The organism is Streptomyces sp. NPDC049954 (assembly GCF_040656295.1).
Taxonomy (GTDB): Bacteria; Actinomycetota; Actinomycetes; order Streptomycetales; family Streptomycetaceae; genus Streptomyces.
This window is the reverse complement of sequence record NZ_JBFALS010000016.1, coordinates 51,255-72,706: the sequence shown is the minus strand read 5'-3', so window position 1 is coordinate 72,706 and position 21,452 is coordinate 51,255. Positions and strand designations below refer to the sequence as shown.

Annotated in this window: 18 protein-coding genes and 1 riboswitch; of the genes, 10 read left to right on the top strand and 8 right to left on the bottom strand. The window is 73.2% G+C overall.

The genetic code is table 11. The annotated features are described in order from the left end of the window. Positions 1-258: 258 nt before the first annotated feature. The 3 genes from AB0J21_RS28825 to AB0J21_RS28815 form a co-directional block, all read right to left on the bottom strand. Positions 259-1,014, bottom strand: coding sequence for an enhanced serine sensitivity protein SseB C-terminal domain-containing protein (locus AB0J21_RS28825; RefSeq protein WP_363149075.1), 756 nt, complete (start codon positions 1,012-1,014; stop codon positions 259-261). A 310-nt stretch (positions 1,015-1,324) separates the two neighbouring features. Next, the gene (locus tag AB0J21_RS28820; protein ID WP_363149074.1) at positions 1,325-2,101 is read right to left on the bottom strand and encodes an enhanced serine sensitivity protein SseB; all 777 of its coding nucleotides are present in this window, start codon (positions 2,099-2,101) and stop codon (positions 1,325-1,327) included. A gap of 150 nt (positions 2,102-2,251) precedes the next feature. Next, entirely contained in the window at positions 2,252-3,124 is an 873-nt protein-coding gene (locus AB0J21_RS28815; RefSeq protein WP_363149073.1) for an AAA family ATPase, read from the bottom strand. Between the two features lie 194 nt (positions 3,125-3,318). Continuing rightward, positions 3,319-3,423, top strand: a riboswitch (glycine riboswitch). Between the two features lie 148 nt (positions 3,424-3,571). On the opposite strand from AB0J21_RS28815, the gene gcvT reads away from it, so the two are divergent. The 5 genes from gcvT (at position 3,572) to AB0J21_RS28790 (ending at position 8,822) form a co-directional block, all read left to right on the top strand. Then, the gene (gene gcvT, locus AB0J21_RS28810) at positions 3,572-4,699 is read left to right on the top strand and encodes a glycine cleavage system aminomethyltransferase GcvT (RefSeq protein ID WP_363149072.1); all 1,128 of its coding nucleotides are present in this window, start codon (positions 3,572-3,574) and stop codon (positions 4,697-4,699) included. A 118-nt stretch (positions 4,700-4,817) separates the two neighbouring features. After that, a complete protein-coding gene (gene gcvH / locus AB0J21_RS28805; RefSeq protein ID WP_363149071.1) occupies positions 4,818-5,201 on the top strand; it encodes a glycine cleavage system protein GcvH in 384 nt (127 codons plus the stop codon). A 26-nt stretch (positions 5,202-5,227) separates the two neighbouring features. After that, positions 5,228-6,496, top strand: a complete 1,269-nt coding sequence (gene glyA, locus AB0J21_RS28800) for a serine hydroxymethyltransferase (RefSeq protein WP_363149070.1) — start codon at positions 5,228-5,230, stop codon at positions 6,494-6,496. 193 nt (positions 6,497-6,689) lie between these two features. After that, the gene (locus tag AB0J21_RS28795; protein WP_363149069.1) at positions 6,690-8,057 is read left to right on the top strand and encodes an L-serine ammonia-lyase; all 1,368 of its coding nucleotides are present in this window, start codon (positions 6,690-6,692) and stop codon (positions 8,055-8,057) included. 222 nt (positions 8,058-8,279) lie between these two features. Further along, entirely contained in the window at positions 8,280-8,822 is a 543-nt protein-coding gene (locus AB0J21_RS28790; RefSeq protein ID WP_363149068.1) for a hypothetical protein, read from the top strand. Between the two features lie 66 nt (positions 8,823-8,888). Here the strand turns inward: AB0J21_RS28790 and AB0J21_RS28785 are convergent, their stop codons facing one another. Beyond that, positions 8,889-9,731 (bottom strand): NAD(P)H-binding protein, encoded by an 843-nt coding sequence (locus AB0J21_RS28785; RefSeq protein ID WP_363149067.1) that lies wholly within the window; start codon positions 9,729-9,731, stop codon positions 8,889-8,891. 95 nt (positions 9,732-9,826) lie between these two features. On the opposite strand from AB0J21_RS28785, the gene AB0J21_RS28780 reads away from it, so the two are divergent. Next, the gene (locus AB0J21_RS28780) at positions 9,827-10,198 is read left to right on the top strand and encodes a helix-turn-helix domain-containing protein (protein ID WP_363149066.1); all 372 of its coding nucleotides are present in this window, start codon (positions 9,827-9,829) and stop codon (positions 10,196-10,198) included. A 433-nt stretch (positions 10,199-10,631) separates the two neighbouring features. Here the strand turns inward: AB0J21_RS28780 and AB0J21_RS28775 are convergent, their stop codons facing one another. Together AB0J21_RS28775 and AB0J21_RS28770 are read right to left on the bottom strand one after the other, a co-directional pair. After that, entirely contained in the window at positions 10,632-11,624 is a 993-nt protein-coding gene (locus tag AB0J21_RS28775) for an MBL fold metallo-hydrolase (protein WP_363149065.1), read from the bottom strand. Between the two features lie 124 nt (positions 11,625-11,748). Further along, positions 11,749-13,233 (bottom strand): MFS transporter, encoded by a 1,485-nt coding sequence (locus tag AB0J21_RS28770; protein ID WP_363149064.1) that lies wholly within the window; start codon positions 13,231-13,233, stop codon positions 11,749-11,751. 200 nt (positions 13,234-13,433) lie between these two features. On the opposite strand from AB0J21_RS28770, the gene AB0J21_RS28765 reads away from it, so the two are divergent. Continuing rightward, positions 13,434-14,387 (top strand): LysR family transcriptional regulator, encoded by a 954-nt coding sequence (locus tag AB0J21_RS28765; RefSeq protein ID WP_363149063.1) that lies wholly within the window; start codon positions 13,434-13,436, stop codon positions 14,385-14,387. A 116-nt stretch (positions 14,388-14,503) separates the two neighbouring features. Here the strand turns inward: AB0J21_RS28765 and AB0J21_RS28760 are convergent, their stop codons facing one another. Further along, positions 14,504-14,965, bottom strand: coding sequence for a MarR family transcriptional regulator (locus AB0J21_RS28760; RefSeq protein ID WP_363149062.1), 462 nt, complete (start codon positions 14,963-14,965; stop codon positions 14,504-14,506). A gap of 214 nt (positions 14,966-15,179) precedes the next feature. Here AB0J21_RS28760 and AB0J21_RS28755 point away from each other — a divergent pair, with 214 nt between their 5' ends. Further along, positions 15,180-15,371, top strand: coding sequence for a ferredoxin (locus AB0J21_RS28755; protein ID WP_363149061.1), 192 nt, complete (start codon positions 15,180-15,182; stop codon positions 15,369-15,371). A gap of 34 nt (positions 15,372-15,405) precedes the next feature. Beyond that, on the top strand, positions 15,406-16,620 hold the full coding sequence (locus tag AB0J21_RS28750) for a cytochrome P450 (RefSeq protein WP_363149060.1): 1,215 nt from the start codon (positions 15,406-15,408) through the stop codon (positions 16,618-16,620). 188 nt (positions 16,621-16,808) lie between these two features. On the opposite strand, the gene AB0J21_RS28745 is transcribed toward AB0J21_RS28750, so the two are convergent. Next, positions 16,809-17,231: a hypothetical protein gene (locus AB0J21_RS28745; RefSeq protein ID WP_363149059.1), complete on the bottom strand. Its 423-nt coding sequence runs from the start codon at positions 17,229-17,231 to the stop codon at positions 16,809-16,811. 644 nt (positions 17,232-17,875) lie between these two features. Here AB0J21_RS28745 and AB0J21_RS28740 point away from each other — a divergent pair. Next, entirely contained in the window at positions 17,876-21,424 is a 3,549-nt protein-coding gene (locus tag AB0J21_RS28740) for a hypothetical protein (RefSeq protein ID WP_363149058.1), read from the top strand. Positions 21,425-21,452: the final 28 nt, after the last annotated feature.

The window sequence follows — 21,452 nt, the reverse complement described above, 5'->3', positions numbered from 1 at the left end:
TAAATCCCGAGTCCGCTATCCGGTGACCGGCCAACGCACTGCGGACATAGGACAGTTGAGACTAAAGGTGCGCGATCACGGGAACCCAAGGGATTCTGTACCCCATATCCGACATAGCCGCTCAGTCGTCACAGTAAGGGGCGGCCGGCCGCTCAACTCGTCCGCATGCTGGACAAGTTAGTGAGGGGTGCATCTAACGGAGGGGCGGGAAGCGCCTCTTGGGCGCGCCGCCGGGAGTGCAGGCCCTCGGTCCCGCCCTCAGTAGCGGGCGGGACCGGCCCCGTACGGCGGCGGGTAGCCGTACCCGGAGGCCGGGGCGGCGGGGGCGGCGTGCGCCTCGCGGTCGTAGAAGGGGCGGGAGCGGGCGCGCAGCCACAGCGCCACGGGGTCGTGCGGGTCGGCGAGGGCGACCGTGGAGACGGGCAGCCCCTCGGGCACGACGCCGACGGCCTGGCCCATCATGGCGCGCACCGACTCGACGGCGGGCGGGGCGGTGTCGTAGACGTCCAGGCCGATCGCCAGGTAGGGCGCGCCGAGCGCGGGCTGGACCCAGGCCCGGCGCAGCGAGCGCACGGCCGGGGTGCGGTGGGCGATCTGGGTCAGCAGCGCGTAGAACTGGGGCAGTTCGATCGCGGGCTCGCTCAGCCGCAGCGGCCCGGCGGGCTCGGCGTCCAGGCCCCGCGCGAGGCGGCGCAGATCGGGCCACGGGATGCCGAGGCCGCCGCCGGGGGCGTGCGGGTTGAGCCACAGGCCGTGGTGGTGGGGGTAGAGGGCGCGCGCCACGTCGAGTCCGGGGAAGGATTCGTGGGCCCGGGTCCAGCCGCTCGCGGCGAGTTCCTGGGGGGAGGTCACGCAGGGCGCGTAGCCGTGGCCCTCGACCTCCATGTGCCCGTACTGGGCGTCGGGGGCGCCGGCCTCGCCGTGCCACAGCAGCATGTGCACGCGGCCCTCGACGAGGGCGTGCAGCAGGGCCTCGTAGGCGTCGTAGCGCCCGGGCGTCACCTGCCGCAGCATGTGCTCGACCGTTTCCCCAGGTCTCGACCGCGCTCGACCGGGGCTGTCCCCGCTGGCCGCAGCCGTGCCCGACGCACTCACCCTTGACCGCCCCTTCGTCACGACTCGACCGCCCCCGCACCGGCCCGGCGGATCACGGGGGCCGCGGCCCGCGCGTTTGGCGCTCGCGCCGACCGGCCCATCAAACCAGCTTAAGCGGCGGGCCCGGCACGGACTTGACGCGCAGCGCCGGGAATGCGGGGCGGCCGGCCCGCCCCGTCCGGCGCACGCCCGCACCTCGGTCACCTGCGGACCCGTGGGCCCCGCTTCCTCATTCCGGCTCGGCGAGGTGGAAGGGGCGGACCCGGGCGCGCAGCCACTCGGCCACCGGGTCCTGGGCGACGTCGAGCAGGATGAGGTTGACCGGCCAGCGCACCGGGACACGGCCGAGGGCACGGCCGAGGGCGTCCAGCGGCAGTTCACCGGCGGCCCCCTCCCAGGCGGCCAGTTCCACGCCGACGAACAGCGCGGGCTCCTGGTCCTCGACCTCGGCGAGGCAGCGGCGGGCGCTGCGCACGACGCCGGTGGCGCGGAACTCCTCGGCCGCCGCGGACAGGAAGTCGACGGGGTCGACCTGCCAGTCCGGTTCGTAGAGCCGGACCCGGCCGCCGGTTCCGGCCCCGTCCAGCGGGGTGCGTCCGCTGCGGCACAGTTCGGCGACGGCGGGCGGCGGCAGCGGCACGGTGACGGCCCCGTCGGGGTTGAGGACCAGTCCGAGCTGCGCGGGCAGTCCCCGGGCGAACTCCACGGCGGGGGCCACGGTGAAGGACAGGTTCCCGCCGGTCGCCTGGAGGAATTGTTCCTGGGAGGAGAAGACGGGGACGTAGGCCTGCCCGCCGAGTTCCATCATCGGCACGTCGAGTGCGGCGCTGTCGGGGCCGCCGCCCCTGGGCAGCGGCACCCAGACCGGGCTGCGGCCCAGCGCCTCCACGATCCGCGGGCCCGCCGTGGGCACGCCGACCGAGGCGGCGAGCACCTCTTCCAGTGCGTTGCCCGGCCAGCCGCCGTACGACTGGGTGTGGGCCTCGGCCTGCGCCGGGACGTTCATCCTCTTCCCCACCTGTACCTGCTCGCGCGCACAGGGCTCACCCGCGCGTTCCGTCTGCCGTGTTCCTGTCGGTGGCCGGCCACTCACCGGCGGGCCGCCGGGCGAACTTTAACGCGCCCCGCACGGCACGCACCGAGCGTATGCGCGACCTCACCCTTCGATGCCGTCCCGTCCACGCTGCGGGCGCTGTGCGGCGCCCCGTGGACGGGGTGGCGCGGGGGTCAGGAAGTCGAGCCGGCGCAGGGCGTCGGCGGCGGGCCGGTCGAGCAGCACGACGGAGGCGCAGCCCCGGGGCAGGTCCCCGGCGAGGGCCCGGCCGAGGAGGCGGCCGAGGGTCGCGCGGTGGCGGTGGAAGGCGTACCGGCTGACCGTGCGGCCGCGGACGCGCTGCCCGGCGAGCGCGAGGGCGGGCCGGACGTCGAGCAGTAACAGGTGCATCCCGCTGCCGCGCCTGCGGGCCTCGGCGGCGATCCAGTGCCGCACCCAGCGCTGGGTCCCGCAGTCGTGGACGACCAGGCTCGCGCCCGAGCGCAGGGCGCGGTGCAGGGCGGCGTAGTGGGCGAGGCGGACCAGGGGGCGGAAGACCGCGTACGGCAGGCGCGGCAGACGCCGCTCCCAGCGCTCCCGCACGTCCTGGGAGTCGATGGTGCGCGTGGCCCGCGAGGTGCGTACGACCCGGGCGAGCAGGGTGGACTTCCCGCTGCCGGGCAGTCCGGAGACGACGACGAGGTCCCCGGCGGCGAAGCCGAGCGTGCGCGGGCCGGTCCCGGCGAGCCCGCGCAGATCACGGACCGGCGGTGCCGGCGGCCGGGCGGCGGGGCGGGCAGGGCCGGTGGCCCGGCGCGAGCGCGCGGGCCCGGCGCGCCCCGGGCCGGCCGCCGGGGGGAGGCCGCGCGGCGGGCCGAGCCCCGCCGGAGCCAGCGGGCCGGGGCCCGGTCCGCCCTCCCCCGCGCCCGCGGCCCCGCCCGCCCCACCGCTCGTGCCGCGTGTCGCGTCCGCGTCGTACGCGCTGGTCTTCCCCACCGTGATCCGCCTCCCCGTGCGGCCGCCACTCCTCCCCGACGGTAAAGAGGAGGTAATGCGGCCTGTTCCTGATAGTGCCCCCGCGGGGGCGGCGGGAAAACGGGGCGGCGCGGTGAGACCGCGGGGACCGGCCCTTCTGCGCCGCACGGGGGCGTGCGATGATGGCGGCGATCCACAACCTCATACCGGCCGCTTGAATCCGCGCGGGAGAGTCCCGGGAGTCCGCAGTGATCTCCGGGGCGCCGAAGGAGCAAGTTCCTCCCTTGAATCTCTCAGGCCCCAGATACCGCGCGGGCGAGGCACATCTGAAAAGCGAGCCGGTGCTCCCGGCTCCACCCACGGTGCAAGTCGGGCCCCGCGCGTGCGGCGGTCATGACGAACCTCTCAGGTACCGATGACAGATGGGGAGGGTCCACCTCGCCGTCACGCCCCCTGGGAGCATCCCGTATGAGCGACACTTCGCCCCGCAAGACCGCCCTGGACGCCACGCACCGCGCGCTCGGGGCGACCATGACCGACTTCGCCGGCTGGGACATGCCGCTGCGGTACGGCAGTGAGCGCGAGGAGCACACGGCGGTGCGCGAGCGCGCCGGTCTCTTCGACCTGTCCCACATGGGCGAGATCACGGTGACCGGCCCGCAGGCCGCCCCGTTCCTGGACCACGCGCTGGTGGGCAACATGGGCTCGATCGGTGTCGGGCGGGCCCGCTACACGATGATCTGCGCCGAGGACGGCGGCATCCTGGACGACCTGATCGTCTACCGGCCCGCCGAGAGCCGCTACCTGGTGGTGGCCAACGCCTCGAACGCGCAGACGGTGCTGGACGAGCTGAACCGCCGCAGCGAGGGTTTCGACACCGAGGTCCGCGACGACCGCGAGGCGTACGCGCTGCTCGCGATCCAGGGCCCGGCCTCCCCGAAGATCCTCGCCTCGGTGACCGACGCCGACCTGGACGGCCTGAAGTACTACGCGGGCCTGCCGGGCACCGTGGCCGGGGTCCCGGCGATGATCGCCCGGACCGGCTACACCGGTGAGGACGGCTTCGAGCTGTTCGTGGACCCCGCCGACGCCGCGAAGCTGTGGGAGGCGCTGCTCGCGGCCGGGACCGGCGAGGGCCTCGTGCCCTGCGGTCTGGCCTGCCGGGACACCCTGCGCCTGGAGGCGGGCATGCCGCTGTACGGGCACGAGCTGACCGCCTCGCTCACCCCGTTCGACGCGGGCCTGGGCCGGGTCGTGAAGTTCGACAAGACCGCGAACGACGGCCGTTTCGTGGGCCGGGAGGCGCTGGCCGCCGCGGCCGGGCGGGCGGACGCGAAGCCGCCGCGCAAGCTGGTCGGCCTGGTGGCCGAGGGCCGCCGGGTGCCGCGCGCGGGCTACGCGGTCGTCGCGGACGGCGAGGTGATCGGCGAGGTCACCTCGGGCGCCCCCTCCCCCACGGTCGGCAAGCCGATCGCGATGGCCTACGTGGACGCGGCGCACGCCGCTCCCGGCACGCCGGGCGTGGGCGTCGACATCCGGGGCAGCCACGAGCCGTACGAGGTCGTCGCGCTGCCTTTCTACAAGCGCCGGAAGTAGTCCTTCCGCAGCCCTCGCGAGTGACGGGCGGCCGGGCGGGCCCAGCGTTTCCCGCCCCCGGGCCCTCCCGCGAACCGCCGTTTTCCAGCACAGCCCCGCGTACAGGAGAATTCAGGTCATGAGCAACCCCCAGCAGCTGCGTTACAGCAAGGAGCACGAGTGGCTGTCGGGCGCCGAGGACGGCGTCTCGACGGTCGGCATCACCGAGTACGCGGCCAACGCGCTCGGCGACGTCGTCTACGCCCAGCTCCCCGAGACCGGCTCCACCGTCACCGCGGGCGAGACCTGCGGAGAGCTGGAGTCCACGAAGTCCGTCAGCGACCTGTACGCCCCGGTCAGCGGCGAGATCACCGAGATCAACGAGGACGTGGTGAGCGACCCCTCCCTCGTGAACTCCGCCCCCTTCGAGGGCGGCTGGCTGTTCAAGGTCCGCGTCACCGGCGAACCGGAGGACCTGCTGTCCGCCGAGGAGTACGCGGCGTTCTCCGGCTCCGACGACTGACGAACCGACCCCAGGGACTGATTCTCTTGTCTTCGCTCCTCAACACCCCGCTCCACGAACTCGACCCCGACGTGGCGGCCGCCGTCGACGCCGAGCTGCACCGTCAGCAGTCGACGCTGGAGATGATCGCCTCGGAGAACTTCGCCCCGGTCGCCGTCATGGAGGCGCAGGGTTCGGTGCTCACCAACAAGTACGCGGAGGGCTATCCGGGCCGCCGCTACTACGGTGGCTGCGAGCACGTCGACGTCGTCGAGCAGATCGCGATCGACCGGGTCAAGGCGCTGTTCGGCGCCGAGCACGCCAACGTGCAGCCGCACTCGGGCGCCCAGGCCAACGCGGCCGCCATGTTCGCGCTGCTCAAGCCGGGCGACACGATCATGGGCCTGAACCTCGCGCACGGCGGGCACCTGACCCACGGGATGAAGATCAACTTCTCCGGGAAGCTCTACAACGTGGTCGCCTACCACGTGGACGAGCGGACCGGTCAGGTCGACATGGACGAGGTCGCGCGCCTGGCCAAGGAGGCGCGGCCGAAGCTGATCGTGGCGGGCTGGTCGGCCTATCCCCGCCAGCTCGACTTCGCCGCCTTCCGCCGGATCGCGGACGAGGTCGGCGCGTACCTCATGGTCGACATGGCGCACTTCGCGGGCCTGGTCGCGGCGGGGCTGCACCCCTCCCCCGTCCCGCACGCGCACGTCGTGACCACGACGACGCACAAGACCCTGGGCGGGCCGCGCGGTGGCGTGATCCTGTCCACGGCCGAACTCGCCAAGAAGATCAACTCGGCGGTCTTCCCCGGCCAGCAGGGCGGTCCGCTGGAGCACGTGATCGCGGGCAAGGCGGTGGCCTTCAAGGTCGCGGCCTCCGAGGACTTCAAGGAGCGCCAGCAGCGCACCCTGGACGGCGCCCGCATCCTGGCCGAGCGGCTGGTCGCGGCGGACGTCACCGAACACGGCGTCTCCGTGCTGTCCGGCGGCACCGACGTGCACCTGGTCCTGGTGGACCTGCGCGACTCGGAGCTGGACGGCCAGCAGGCGGAGGACCGGCTGCACGAGGTCGGCATCACCGTGAACCGCAACGCGGTCCCGAACGACCCGCGGCCCCCGATGGTCACCTCGGGCCTGCGCATCGGCACCCCGGCGCTCGCGACCCGCGGTTTCGGGGCGGCGGACTTCGAGGAGGTCGCCGACGTCATCGCCCAGGCGCTCAAGCCCTCGTACGACGCGGCGGCGCTGCGCGCGCGGGTCACCGCGCTGACCGAGAAGCACCCGCTGTACCCGGGCCTGTCGAAGTAACGGCCTCCCCTCACCGGCCGGCCGTGATGCCGGGCACATCCCGGTGAGGACGGTTTCACGCGGGGCGTCGCGCACACTGGAAACGGTGGGCGGGACGCCCCGCCCCATGCCGTGCGCCGAGGGCCGCCCCTTTTCCCTTTCCCCGCTCAACCCGTCCGGTGGACAACGGCGTCCGCCTGTGAGGAGTCTCCACGTGGCCATCTCGGTCTTCGACCTGTTCTCCGTCGGCATCGGCCCCTCCAGTTCGCACACGGTGGGCCCGATGCGGGCGGCGCGGATGTTCGCGCGCCGGCTCAAGAACGAGGGCCTGCTCGCGCCGACCGCCTCGGTGCGCGCGGAACTGTTCGGCTCCCTGGGCGCCACCGGCCACGGCCACGGCACGCCGAAGGCGGTGCTGCTCGGCCTGGAGGGCGAGTCCCCGCGCACGGTCGACGTCGAGGGCGCCGACGAGCGGGTCGCCGCGATCCGCGAGAGCGGCCGGATCTCGCTGCTCGGCGCGCACGAGATCCCCTTCTCCTACGACGAGGACCTCCTGCTGCACCGGCGCGAGACGCTGCCGTACCACGCGAACGGCATGCGGATGTTCGCCCACGACGCCGAGGGCGCGCTCCTGCTGGAGAAGACGTACTACTCGGTGGGCGGCGGCTTCGTGGTGGACGAGGACGCGGTCGGCGAGGACCGCATCAAACTCGACGACACGGTGCTGAGGTACCCCTTCCGCACCGGTGACGAGCTGCTGCGCCTGGCGAAGGACACCGGCCTGTCGATCCCCGCGCTGATGCTGGAGAACGAGAAGGCCTGGCGTACGGAGGACGAGATCCGGGCGGGCCTGCTGGAGATCTGGCGGGTCATGAAGGACTGCGTGGCGCGCGGCATGAGCCAGGAGGGCATCCTGCCCGGCGGCCTGAAGGTGCGCCGCCGCGCGGCCTCCTCGGCCCGCCAGTTGCGCGCCGAGGGCGAGCCGCTGCCGCGCGCGATGGAGTGGATCACGCTGTACGCGATGGCCGTGAACGAGGAGAACGCGGCGGGCGGCCGCGTCGTGACGGCCCCGACCAACGGCGCGGCCGGCATCATCCCGGCGGTCCTGCACTACTACATGAACTTCGTGCCCGGCGCCGACGAGGAGGGCGTCGTGCGCTTCCTCCTCGCGGCCGGCGCGGTCGGCATGCTGTTCAAGGAGAACGCCTCGATCTCGGGCGCCGAGGTCGGCTGCCAGGGCGAGGTCGGCTCGGCCTGCTCGATGGCCGCGGGCGCCCTCGCCGAGGTCCTGGGCGGCACCCCGGAACAGGTCGAGAACGCGGCCGAGATCGGCATGGAGCACAACCTGGGCCTGACCTGCGACCCGGTCGGCGGCCTCGTCCAGATCCCGTGCATCGAGCGCAACGGCATGGCCGCGGCCAAGGCGGTCACCGCGGCCCGCATGGCCCTGCGCGGCGACGGCAACCACCTGGTCTCCCTCGACAAGGTCATCAAGACGATGCGCGAGACGGGCGCCGACATGAGCGTCAAGTACAAGGAGACGGCCCGGGGCGGGCTCGCGGTGAACATCATCGAGTGCTGATCCCGTAGGCCCTGACCAGTGCGTTTGTTATTTTCAGCGCGGTCGGGGCCTTCCCTGCTTACGCGGCGGAAAGTCCCTGAGATCTCAGTGGGAAGTCCCTGAGGGAGGGGCTCTCGACCTGCAGGTTTGCGGTACGCGATCAACACCGGATGCGCCGCTCACCCACCACGGGGATGTATCAAATCGATCCCTCAGGACCACACGAAGGGTGTCATTTGATACATGGACGCTGTGGGAAACTCGCGCCTGGAACAGCGACTGGCCAACCTGCCCCGCACCTTCACGACGGCGCAGGCACGTCAGGCCCTGCTCTCCCCGCGCGATCTGGCGCACCTGGTCACGGAAGCGGTGATAGACGAACTGTCCCGTGGGGTGTACCGGCGTGCAGACGCCCCGGAGACCGCGCACGCGGATCTGCTGGCCGTGTGCGCACGGGCTCCTCGCGCCGTCGTGTGCGGTGAATCCGCCCTGGCCCTGCATGAGCTGATCGACGACATCCCCGCAGCAGTACACATCGCCGTGCCGCGCGGTACAAGCCGCCCGACGATTTCCCCGGCAGAGACCACACCCATGTACGACGCGGCCCGCAGCGTCGTCGACGCGATGCGCCACCGCAGCCGCCTCGGAGAGGCCCTCGCCCTGTCCGCGCTCGGCCGCCACCTGCGCCGGAGCGGGCGAGGCGGAGTCGGCGAACTTCAGCACTTCGCAAGCGAGTTGGACGCTCTCGCCGTCGTCCGCCCCGCCATGGAGGCGGTGCTCGCCTGATGGCCAACCCCACCGGTGTCAGCAGGGGATCGCCGAGCACGAGAGCACTGGCGGCGCCGCCCCGTCTCAGCGGAACGCGGCGACGTTGCGGGCGGCCCAGTCGGCGAAGGGGCGCGGGGCGCGGCCGAGGACCTGCTGGACGTGCGGGCTGACGCGCAGTTCGGCCGGGCTCGGGGAACCGAGGATGTCCAGCGTGTCGTCGGCGAGCTCCGCCGGCATGCTCCGGGTCATGGCGGTCTTCGCCTCGTCGCGGGTGAGCTCGTGGAAGCGCACCGGCGAGCCCAGCGCGGCGGCGATGGCCTCCGCCTGCCCGCGCGGGGTGATCACCTCCGGGCCGGTCAGCTCGTAGACGCCACCGATGTGGCGGTCGTCCAGCAGGCAGGCCGCCGCGACCGCGGCGATGTCCGCCGGGTCGATGATCGGCACCCCGACGTCTCCGAAGGGAGCGGCGACGAGCTGTTGTGTGCGGACGGACTCGGCCCACCACAGGGCGTTGGAGGCGAAGCCTCCCGGGCGCAGGATGACCCACTCCTTGATGCCGGACTCCCGCAGCGTGTCCTCCAGTGCGCGCATCGCGATCCGCGTCCGGCCGGACGGCCTGGTCACCACGCCCAGCGTGGAGAGAAGGACGACCCGGCGCACTCCGGCGGCCGCGGCTTCACTGATGATGTCGGCAGGATTGGCTCCCGTGGCGTGCAGGTCGCCGGACAGCAGCAGGAACAGTGCCCGCGCCCCGGCCAGCGCGGGCTTGAGGCCGGCCGGCTCGGCCAGGTCGGCCGCCACGTGGCGGACGCCGTCCGGCACCGCCGCCGCGTGCCGTGACACTGCCGTCACCTGCCGGCCCGCCTCGGCCAGCGCCTTCGTCAACGGGCGGCCGATGTTCCCGGTGGCCCCGGTCACTACGATCATGGTCAGCTCCTTGTCGGATGTCCTCTGTGATCTGCACGCACGCTAGGAGCCGGGCTCACTTTTGGTAAGGACATACCTTTAGGTAAGCTCATGAGATGGTGGAAGGCGTGCAGCACAGACAGGCCGGGACGGGGAAGCGGTATGACGTGTTTCACACCGACTGCCTCGCACGCGATGTGGTCGACCATGTGACGAGCAGGTGGGGCGTCTGGGTGCTGATCTCCCTGCGCGGGAGCAGTCTCCGGTTCTACGAACTGCGCGAGAGCATCCAGGGCATCAGCGAGAAGATGCTCGCCCAGACCCTGCGGGCGCTGGTCCAGGACGGCCTGGTCTGGCGGGAAGTAGAGCCGACGACGCCGCCCCAGGTCACCTACGGGCTGACCGAGTTCGGCCGGGACGTCGGCGAGCCACTGACAGAGCTGTTCGACCGGATCACCCAGCGGCTGTCGCCGCGCGGCACGGAATAGCCTGGCCGCGGCCGGTGCCCGCCTGCGGGTGGTGGACGGCCTTGAGGTGGGAGATCACCACGGCCGTGACCCCCGCCCGGCGTGACGGCGTTTCGCGAAGAGCCGGATCAACGCGGCTGCCGTAGTACAGAACCGGTGACTTCATCTGACGGTGCACCCTGTTCCCGTACTGCGCCCTGTCCCTGTTCCCCGCGCTTCGGCGTTCGCGTCGTTTGCGGCTCCGCCCGGACTCGCGGCCACCGCACCGGGGTCCGCAGCCGCCTCGGCCGGCAGCGTGGATTCGACCAGCTCACCATGCGGCAACTCCTTGGTCCCCCGTCCCGCCGAAAGCCCACCGCCTCGCGGGAGAGCACGGAGGTGCGGCGGCCGACGTGATGCTGCGCGCCCTCTTCATCCATCCGCCCCCGCAGCACCGTCGGGGCCGGGCCGCCGCTCACACGGGAATCCAGGCGTCGCCCTGTACGCGGCCGAAGACGACGTCCGCGAAGTGGATGCCGAAGCCGATGGTGTCGGGGCGGCGCAGTTCCGCGATGAGACGGAGCCGGTGGCGGGTCGACTGGTGGGGGTCGGCGTCGTTCGACGCGGACCAGTCGGGATGGCGGATCTGCAACGGGGTGGTCAGCGCGTCCCCGAAGGCGAGCAGGCGCGTGCCGCGCGAGGTGATCGTGTAACCGGTGTGGCCCGTGGTGTGGCCGGGCAGGGCGAACGTCTCGACGCCGGGCAGGATCTGCCGGCCGGGGGCGACCAGGGCGAGCCGGGGCGTCAGCATCCGGGCTGCCTCCGGGGAGAGCCGGTGCTGCGCCCATTCGCTTTCCGGTACGAAGAAGGTGGCCTCCGGGAAGAGCGGCGGATCGGCGCAGGCCCAGCCGATGTGGTCGGCGTGCAGGTGGGTGAAGGCGACCGCGCCGATGGTCTCCGGGCGCCGGCCGAGGCGGGCGAGGCCCGCGGGCAGCCAGCCGCCGTGCACCGCGCCGAGCGCGGCATCGGACGGGTCGTCGGGGACGAGCCGGGGCCCGAAGCCCGCGTCGACGAGCAGGGCCTCGGGGCCCAGTTCCACGAGGAGGCCGCCGGTGTTGGCGACGAGCCGGGCGGTGTCGTTGAGGTGGTCGGCGTAGACGTCCCAGCGGGCTGCGGGGACGGTGGGCAGCCGGCCGGCCGGTTTGAGGAGCATCGCCCCGTCGGGGACGTAGGAGACCCTGAAGTCACCGACCCGCAGGGTGCGCAGCGCCGAGGGGCGGCGCAGTCGCCGTCCGGCCTCGTCCGGGTCCACCGGTCGCCCGGCCGGGCGGTCCGGCTCCGGGTCCCCTCTGCTCTCCTGCGCCGGTCCCACCGCTCGCTCGTCCACCAGGTTCACCGGTCGCTCGTCCACCGGGTTCACCGCTCGCTCGTCCACCGGGTTCACCGCTCGCTCGTCTGCCGGGTTCACCGGTCGCTCTCCTTGTCCGGGGCGGGCCGGCCGGCCGCCGGAGGTGAGGCGGGCCGGCCGTGGGGCTGAGGGGGCCGCACCGGCACGGCACCGCGGGGGTCGGTGCCGTGCGCGGGGGCCAGGGTTATGCGGCACTCCGCTTGCGCAGCAGCACCGCGGCGAGGGCGGCGCCGACGAGGGCGAGCAGGCCGGCGACCACCATGCCGGCGTGCAGCCCGGCCAGGGTCTCCACCCGGGTGGGCGTCCCCGCACCGGCGAGGGCGGCGGTACGGGCGGCGGCGATCGCGCTGAGCCCGGCGACACCGATCGCGGCCACGTACTGCGGGAGCTGGGAGAGGCCGCCGACGACGCCCTGGTCCCGCTCCTCGGCCCCGGTCGTCATCACGGTGATGAAGGAGACGACGCTGAACACGTGGCCCAAGCCCATGACGGACGAGGTGACGAGCAGGGCCGCCAGGTTGCCGCCCGCCGACAGGGTGAACATCGAGGCGGTGCCGATTCCCTGGATGAGCAGGCCCGCGACCAGGACCCTCGGTCCGCCGAAGCGGCCGAGCAGCCTGGCGACGTACATGCCGCCGATCATCGCGGCGGCGCCTTCACCGAGGTAGCCGAGGCCGGCCTGGAGCGGGGTGTAGCCGAGGACGTCCTGCATGTACAGGCTCAGCAGCAGGGTCGTGCCGGCGCACATGCCGAAGGTGACGACGCCCATCAGGCCCGCCCACTTGACGCCGGCGCGGCCAAGGATCTTGAGCGGGATCAGCGGCTCCGGGTGGCGCCGCTCGACGAGCAGGAAGACGCCGAGCAGCAGCACGCCGCCGACGATCGAGCCGAGCGACTGCGCCCGGAGCCAGCCCTGGTCCCCGCCGGCCGAGATGCCGAAGACGATGCCGAACAGGCCGAGCGTGGCCAGGATCGCGCCGGGGATGTCCATGCTGCGGGCGGTGACGGCCTGCCGCATCGCGGGCAGGGCCAGGGCGCCGGCCAGCGCGAGGGCTCCCATCACGCACAGCACGACCATCGTCCAGCGCCAGCTGAAGCCGCTGGTGATGACCCCGCCGCCGAGCGCGCCGAGGACGAAGCCGAGGGACATCACGGCACCGTTGAGGCCGAGCGCGCGGGCGCGCAGCGGACCCTCGGGGAAGTAGCCGGTCATGAGGGCGATGGCGGCGGGTGCGATCATCGCGGCCGCGACGCCCTGACCGGCGCGGAAGGCGATCAGCATGCCGGGGCCGTCGGCCAGCGCGGCGCACAGTGAGAACGCCGTGAACAGGCCCACGCCGAAGGTGAACAGCCGCTTGCGGCCCACCAGGTCGGCGACGCGGGCGAACAGCGGCAGCAGGCTCGCCGAGGGGAGCAGGCTCGCGGTGGCCACCCACTGGAGCGTGCCCGCCGACGAGAACCCGAGGCTGTCGCCGATGTCGGGCAGGGCGACGGTCACGATGGAGAAGTCCAGGCCGCACATGAAGGTGGCGCAGCACAGGGTGATCAGCACCAGCCGGCCCCGCGCGTCGAAGGAGGCGCCGGGTGCGGCGGCCTCGGCGACGGGCGGGAGGGGGGTGGTCCCCTTCCGTCCGGTCTGTGTCGGGGGCGATGACTCGGCGACGGCCATGAGAGGCCCTTTCAGTAGGCAACTATGCTCGCCCAGAATCGAGTTGGCTCCCCGGCGCAACAAGCACGATCTGTGCAACGATCGATCCGCTGGACTCATCGTTCGAGGTGGGAGCGGTGGGGCGGGCGGACAGCGGTACGGCCGCGCGGCGGCGGGTACGGTCGGCAGACGGAACGCGCGAGGGGACCCGGGGACAGGACATGGAACGGCAGGAGATCCAGATATTCCTGGCGCTCGCCGACGAGTTGCACTTCGGCAGGACGGCGGAGCGGGTGGGCGTCTCGCAGAGCCGGGTCAGCCAGACCATCGCCCGCGTCGAGCGCAGGATCGGCGCGAAACTCTTCGAGCGCAGCAGCCGCCAGGTGGCGCTCACCCCGATCGGGGAGCAGCTCAGGGACGGCATCGGGCCCGCTCAGCGGCGTATCGAGGAGGAGATCGCCAAGGCGACGGCGGCGGGCCGGGGGATCACCGGCATCCTGCGCATCGGGTTCTCCGGTGCCTTCACCGGTCACCTGCTGCACCACGTCAGCGAGGAGTTCGGCCGTCGGCATCCGGGCGTGGACGTGCGCGTGCGGCAGATCCAGATCTCCGACCCGTACGGTCCGCTGCGCGCCGGGGAACTGGACTTCCAGGTGAGCGAGCTGCCGGTGGAGGAGCCGGATCTGGCCGCGGGGCCGGTGTTCGTGTCGCAGCCGCGGGTGCTGCTCATGGCGGACTCGCACCCGTTCGCCCGGCGGCCGGCGCTCACCATGGAGGATCTCGCGGAGGCCACGCTCCTGACCGTCGCGGGCGCCGCCCCCGCGCACTGGCTGGAGTACCACTTCCCGCGTCAGACGCCGTCGGGGCGTCCCATTCCGCAGGGGCAGGCGATCACGCACTGGGAGGACGCGCTGTCACTGGTGCTGGCGGGCAAGGGTGTGACGCCGGTCGCCGCGGCGGGTGAGCACTACTACTCGCGGCCGGGGCTCGCCTTCCGTCCGCTGACCGACGCGCCGCGTCTCCAGTACGCCTTCGTGTGGCCGCTGGACCGTGAGACGGAACGGCTGCGCGCGTTCGTCGGGGCGGCCGTGGAGTGCGTACGCGGCCTGGGTGGTCCGGGCCGTGCGCTTCCCGCCCTCTGGGGTCCCGGTGGGTCCGCCCGCACGGGTTCCTGACGTCCGGCGCCCGCTCGCCGTCACCCGCCCGCGCCCGGTGCGCTCCGGCCCCGGAAAGCGGGCCGGCGGGCAGGTGGCGGAGCCGGCCGGCACGGCCCGGCACCGGGCGCCCCCGTTCATTCCCGCCGGTAGGTGTCGACGATCCGCCGGATGACCGCCGCGGTGATCCGGAGTTCCTCGGCGGAGAAGTCGCCCAGCGCGTCGTTCAGCCAACCTTGGGAGGCCGCTTCCGCCCGGGAGACCAGTTCTCGGCCACGCGGGGTGGCGGTGATCCTCCGCACCCGCAGGTCTCCGGCTTCCGGAAGCAGGTCCACCAGGCCCCGCCGCTGGAGGTTGCGGACCTCACGGCTGACGTGCGAGGCGCGGACCATGAGGGCGTTGGCGAGTTCCCCCATGCGCAGCGGCCCGTCAGCGGCGGTCAGGATGCGCAGCAGGGCGAGGCCCGCCCGGTCGACGGGGACCTCGGCCTCCGTACGCAGTCTCGTGTGGACTCGGGAGCCCGACATCGCGTAGGCGAGATCGAGGAGGGCCCCGTGCAGTGCGGCCTCCGGCGGAGCCTGGGGCTCTTCGTGATCCATCCCGCTGATGGTGCCGTATCCGCTGCGGTTGTCCACTCCCCCCGTGAACGGGGTACCGCGGGCACGCAAGGCACATCGCGGCCGGATCCTCCTCTGGCCAAAAGATGCCCTCTACACGCTTCGGCTCCTTCCCCGGTGCGGGGCCGGAGGCATACCTTCCGCGACAGGAGCTTGCTTTTGTTAAGTAACGTACGGCTCCGCGATCGGAGGCATCGTGCACATCACCGTGGACACCGAGAAATGCTGCGGATCGGGCCAGTGCGTCCTGTCCGCTCCCGCCGTCTTCGACCAGCGGGACGAGGACGGGGTGGTGGTCCTCCTGGACGAGCGCCCCGCCGAGGAGGAGCACGCGGCGAGCGAGGAGGCCGCGCAGGTCTGCCCCGCGGGGGCCATCACGCTCAGCTGACCTTCCCGCACCACCCGATGACGGAAGGAAAACCGTGACCCAGAGCCCTACCGCCACCCCCGCCTGGACCACCCGGCGTGCTCCCGGCTGCCCCTTCGACCCGCCGCCGGCCGCCAGCCGTCTGCTCGCGGAGGAACCCATCGCCCGGGTGACCCTGTGGAGCGGCGCCACCGCCTGGCTCGTGACCCGGCACGCGGACCAGATCGCGCTCCTGCGCGACAAGCGCGTCAGCTCCGACAACACCCGCGCGAACTTCCCGAACACGAGTCCGGCCGGGGAGGCGATGCGCTTCCGCAACCGCTCGTTCATCAACATGGACGGGCCCGAACACAGCGAGCACCGGCGCAAGTTCACCGGGGACTTCAGCGTCAGGCGGATGCGGGCCCTGCGCCCGCGCATCGAGCGGATCATCACCGAACTGCTCGACGGCATGGAGAGGACCGGTCCGCCCGCCGATCTCGTCACCTCGTTCGCCCTGCCCCTGCCCTCGCTGGTCATCTGCGAACTCCTCGGCGTCCCCTACGAGGACCACGACTTCTTCCAGCGCGCGAGTTCCGTCATCATCGACACCAGGACCGCGCCCGAGGCGGCGCTCAAGGCGAGCACGGAACTCTCCGACTACCTCGGCGACCTGACCGAGGCGAAGCTCAGGAACCCCGGGGACGACCTGCTGAGCCGGCTGGCGAGCGAGTACCTGGCCACCGGGCGCGCCACCCGCGAGGACTGCGCCAAAGAGGCCCGGCTGCTCCTGGTCGCCGGGCACGAGACCACCGCCAACATGATCGCGCTGGGCACCTGCGCGCTCCTCCAGCACCCCGCCCAGCTCGCGGCGGTCCGTGACGGGGACGCGGACCTCGTGGGCGGGGCGGTCGAGGAACTGCTGCGGTACCTGTCCATCACGCACCAGGGACGGCGCCGGCTGGCGATGGCGGACATCGAGATCGGCGGCGTCCTCATCAGGGCGGGCGACGCGGTCATCTGCGCCAACGACGTCGCCAACCGGGACCCCGAGGTCTTCGACGAGCCCGACGAGCTGAACGTGGAGCGCCGGGGCCGCCGGCACATCGCCTTCGGCACCGGCCCCCACCAGTGCCTGGGCCAGAACCTCGCCCGGATGGAACTCCAGCTCGCCTACCCCGCCCTGCTCAGGCGTTTCCCCGGACTGCGGCTGGACCGTCCGCTGAAGGACATCCCCTTCCGCGACGACATGATCGTCTACGGGGTGTACGAGTTGCCCGTCTCCTGGTGACCCGGCCTCGCGGCGGGCGGGACGGGCGGCGACGGGGCTTCGCTGGGGTACGCGTCGCCGCCCGGCGGCCGGGCCACTGAGCGTGGTCCCGGTACGGCCGCGCCCGGACACGCGCGGTCCGCACGGCATGAGGACGGCATGAGGGGCGATGCCGGTGGCATCGCCCCTCATGGTCTCCGTGGCGCGGGCTAGTGCCCGTGCAGGTGGAGACGTCGCCCGTGCCCGGCGGGCTGGGTCGGCCTCGCCGTGGGCGAGGAACCGCGGCCGCCGTTGGCCTGTTCCCGGTGCTCGTCACGTGCGGCGCGCTCCCGGTGCTCGTCGTCCAGCTGTCCGCGAAGACGGTCGCGTTCGGAGACCGCGTCGCGCGCCTCGTGCTTCTTCTTGGTCCGGCGCGCGAACAGGGCCGCGCCGCCCATCATCATCCACACCCCCAGACCGAAGATCAGCGCGAGAGCCAGTCCGCCGCAGAACGCGCCGAGCGTGCTGATGGTGAACGGATCGCTGCCGAAGAGGGAGACGGTGTAGTCCGGCCCTCCGGAGAGGTTGAAGGCGATCAGCAGTGCGGTGAACGCCGCGGCTGCCGCTGCCAGCAGGAGGCCAATGATCAACATTGGCGGCACCTCTTCACTACGAGTAGTTGCCCGCCCGCGTACGCACGGGCCTGTCAGGCCAGGGGGGCGGCTCGCCGCTCCCGTCGTCCCGCGCCGGGCCCCTCGCACGAGGTTCCCGGCCGGCCGGTCCGACGCCTCTTCCCACGGTGCTCCCCCTGTCCCGCGCCCGCATCTCGGGCAGCCGCGCGGACGGAGCGCGGCCTCGTCCCGGTCGTACGCCGCGTGACGCCCCTCGCACCCGGGGTGTGCCTCGCCGGGTTCGCCGTCGCCCCGTTCTTCCGGTACTATCGATCTTGAGCGAACGGCCAAGTCCCGGCCGTGACTCATGCGTTGGTGGTCCAAGGAAAGACGCCCCGCTTCCTGCGGGGAGATGCAAGTGCAAGGCTTGCCCAGCGCTCCAAGGAAACGCAAGAAAGTCCCTCCCCGGTGTTCCCGGGGAGGGACTTTCTTGCGTTTCCCGCGCTTTCGGCGACTCCCCCGGCCCTCGGTGGCCCCGGGACGGCCGCGCGCGGGCCCGGGGGCTGTACGGCGTAGGGTGCCGGGGCGCGCGGGACGCGTCGGCACGGCCGTCCACGCGCGGGTCAGCCGCACGAGCCGCACCAGCGGTTCCGGGTGTTCCCCCGGGACCTCAGGAGGTACCCGCCATGACGTCCGACCGCTTCCTGTGGCAGGCGCACCCCGCCGAAGGACCCGGACCCTGGCCCGTCGAGGACGGAGTGCCCACCTTCCGTACGGACGGCGGTGGTCCGGGGAAGGTGGCCTGGCCCGCCGTGCACCCGGGCATCCATGACGCGGACGGCGGTCACCGCGCGCACCGCGTCCTCGCCTCGTTCACCGTCGAACGGGCCGAGGACGCCGTGCTGCACCTGGAGTTCGCGGCGGAGCGCGGGCCCTGCCCGGACCTGGAGATCGTGGTGGACGGCCAGTACCGCGGTCTCCACCACCTCACCGTGCGGCGCGAGGACCGGAGCAGGACGGGCGAGCCGGGACCGGTCGCGGGCCACGGCGGTCTGCGCGTCGAACTGCCCGCGCGGTGGCTCGGTCCCGGGCGCCACGAGCTGAGCGTCACCACGGTGCTGGACGAGTCCGCGGCCACCGGCGCGCCCCGCCCGGCGTCCGGGGCACCCGCGTACCGGCCCGGTGAGGAGCTGCCGCCCTCGCGCGCCCACTACGGGAAGTGGTTCGGCTCCTACCTGCGCTGGACCGCCGTACGGCTGGAGCGGGCCGGTGGCCCGCTCCGTCGCGGAGTGGAGTGGAGCCTGCGGGCCACCCCGCTGTACGTGCACGGCGAGAAGTGCGGGGAGCCGGAGCCGGTGCCGCTGGTGGAGCTCACGGCGCACCTGCCCGCGGGCGCCGGGCCGCCCGGTGACCTCGCCCTCCACCACGGCGGGCACCGCGTCGAGGTGCCCGGCGCCCCGGGCGGGCGCGATTTCGGGATGGTCCGGTGGCGGCTCCCGGTGCCCGGCTTCACGCGGGCCGCGGACTTCTCCGTGCACGCGGACGGAGAGGTGGTGCACCGCGCGCGTCTGGTCCCGGCCCGCCGCTGGACGCTGCACCTGATCCCGCACGTGCACCTCGACCTCGGCTTCACCGACACGCAGGCCAAAGCCGTCGAGCTGCACTGCCGCAATATCGACCGGGCGCTGGACCGGCTGGCGACGGACCCGGCCTTCCGCTTCAGCGTGGACGGGTCGGTCGTCGTCCAGGAGTACCTGCGCACCCGTTCGCCCCGGCGCGCGGCCCGTCTGCGGGAGGCCGTGGCCGCGGGTGCGATCGGCGTGAACACCTTCCACAGCAACCTGCTGACGGGCGTCACGCACCTCGAAGAGCTGCGCCGGGCCCTGGACTTCGGGCTGACGCTGCCGCCGGGGCCCGGCGCGGTCCCGCGCTACGCCAACATCACGGACGTACCGACCTGGACGGGGGTGCTGCCGTCCGTGCTGCGCGGCGCGGGCGTCGACGCGTTCGTGGGGATGTCGAACCACCACCGGGCCGCCACCGAGGACAGCGACGAGGTGCACCTGGCCTCGCCGGTACGGTGGCGGGCGCCCGACGGGAGCGAGGTGCTGGCCCATTTCGCGGACCACTACTCGCAGGTGCGTTTCATCGCGGCCGATCCGCAGTCGGTGGCGGGCGCGGTGAACGGGCTGGAGCGCTATGTGGGGCGCTACGAACGGGCGGACTACCTGCCCTCGGACCTCGCGCTGATCGGCACCCACGCCGACAACGAGGATCTCGCCGACGGTGACACGGGCTTCGCCGGGCGCTGGAACGCCGCCTTCGCGTACCCCCGGATACGGGTCTCGACGTTCGCCGACTACCTGGGCGCGATCGAGCCCCTGCGGGACCGGCTGCCGGTGCACCGCGCGGAGGGCGGCAGTTTCTGGGAGGACGGGCCGGCCTCCTCGGCGGCGGACGCCGCCGCCTACCGGCAGGCCCAGGTGCTGCTGCCGGTGGCCGAACAGCTCGGCGTCTTCGCCCAGTTGCTGGACGAGCGCTACCGGCCCCACCGGGAGGCGCTGGACCGCGCCTGGGACGGTCTGATCACCGGCGCGGAGCACTCGTGGACCTGGGCCCGTGCCACCTCCCATCCGCACGCCCCGCAGGTCGAGGACCAACTGCGCTGGAAACGGCGGGCCATCGACGACGCGGCCCGCATCTCGCTGGACGAGAGCCGCCGCTCGCTCAGCCAGCTCGCCGAGGCGCTGGGGGTGGACGGGCCGAGCGTCCTGGTGCACAACCCGCACCCCTGGCCGGCCCGGCTCACCGCCGAACTCGACCTGCCGCGAGGCAGTGTGCCCCTGGACGCGCACGGCCGGCCCGTTCCCCTCGAAGTCCTCAGCGACTGCGCGGGGATGCTCCGCGTACGCCTCCTGTTGGACGAGCTGCCCGCCTACGGTTACCGCTGCCTGCCGTTGACCGACAGCGCCGGCACGGTGCCCGCCGGGGAACGGTCCGGCACGGAGCCGGACGAGAACGGGGGCGGGGACGAGGCCGGGGTACCGGCGTACGGCGGGTTCCCGGACGAGCGCGCGCCGGTGCGTCCGGTCCGGGACGCGCGGACCGTGACCAGCGGGGCGTGGGAGGTGCGGCTGCGCGCCGGGGACGGGCTGCCGGTCGGCCTGCGGCACCTGCCCTCCGGGCGTGAACTCCTCGATGCGGCAGCCCCGTTCGCCCTCGGTGAGCCGGTGCGGCTGCGGGCCGCCGCGGCGGCGGACAGCGCGCCCCACGACCGGACGATGATCGGCCGGCTCGACTCCCGCTACACCGCGGGCGGTCCGACGCCGCTCGCCGAGGAGCGGCCCGCACTGCGGCTGCTCGGGGCGCGCGACACCCCGGACGGGGTACGTCTGCGCTGGGCGGGCTCCGGCGCGGGGCTGAGCGCGGTCACTCTGGAGCTGCTGCTGAGCGACCGCGCGCAGCGCTGTGAACTGAGCGTGGAGCTGACCAAGCAGCCGGTCCTGGACATGGAGTCGGTGTCGCTGGCCTTCCCGTTCCTGGTGCAGGAGCCGACCGTGCGCTACGACCGGCAGCTCGGCTGGGTGACACCGCGCGTGGACCACGGGCCCGGAGCGTCCAACGAGTGGCTGAGCGCCGTCTCCGCCGTCACCGTCACCTCGCCGGACGGTCCGGGGGTGGTGTGGTCGGCCCCGGACAGTCCCCTCTTCTCCTCCTCCGACCTCGTCCGGGGCACCTGGCCGCGGCGGTTCTCGGAGCGCGACGGGCAGCTGTACGCCTACGTGATGAACAACTTCTGGCCGTGCAACACCCCGCCCGCCCAGTCGGGTCCGGTGCGCCTGCGCTACGTTTTCGCGCCGGTCGCCGGGCACGACCCGGAGGCCGCCTCGCGGTTCGGCGCCGAGGCGCGTCTCGGCGCCCTGGCCCAGGAGACCGGTCCGCTGGACCGGTTCCCGGCCGGACGGGAACCGCGGTTCGCCGAGGGCCGGCTGCTGGACCTGGGCGAGCTGCCCGGCTGCCGGGTCGCCCTGTCGGCCGGGGCGCGGGGCCGTCTTCTGGTGCGGCTGGCGAACCTGCGCGCCGAGGACCACGAGGTCGTCCTGCGCCTCCCGGACGGGTGGTGGCCGGTGGGCGGGGCTGATGCGCCGGCCGGCAAGGAGGGCGCCCTGCGGGTGCGGCTGCCGCGCTTCGGCCTGGCACAGGTGCTGCTCGACGGCCCCGGGGACGACCGGTGAGGCGCGTCCGGACGGGGCCCGGCGGCAC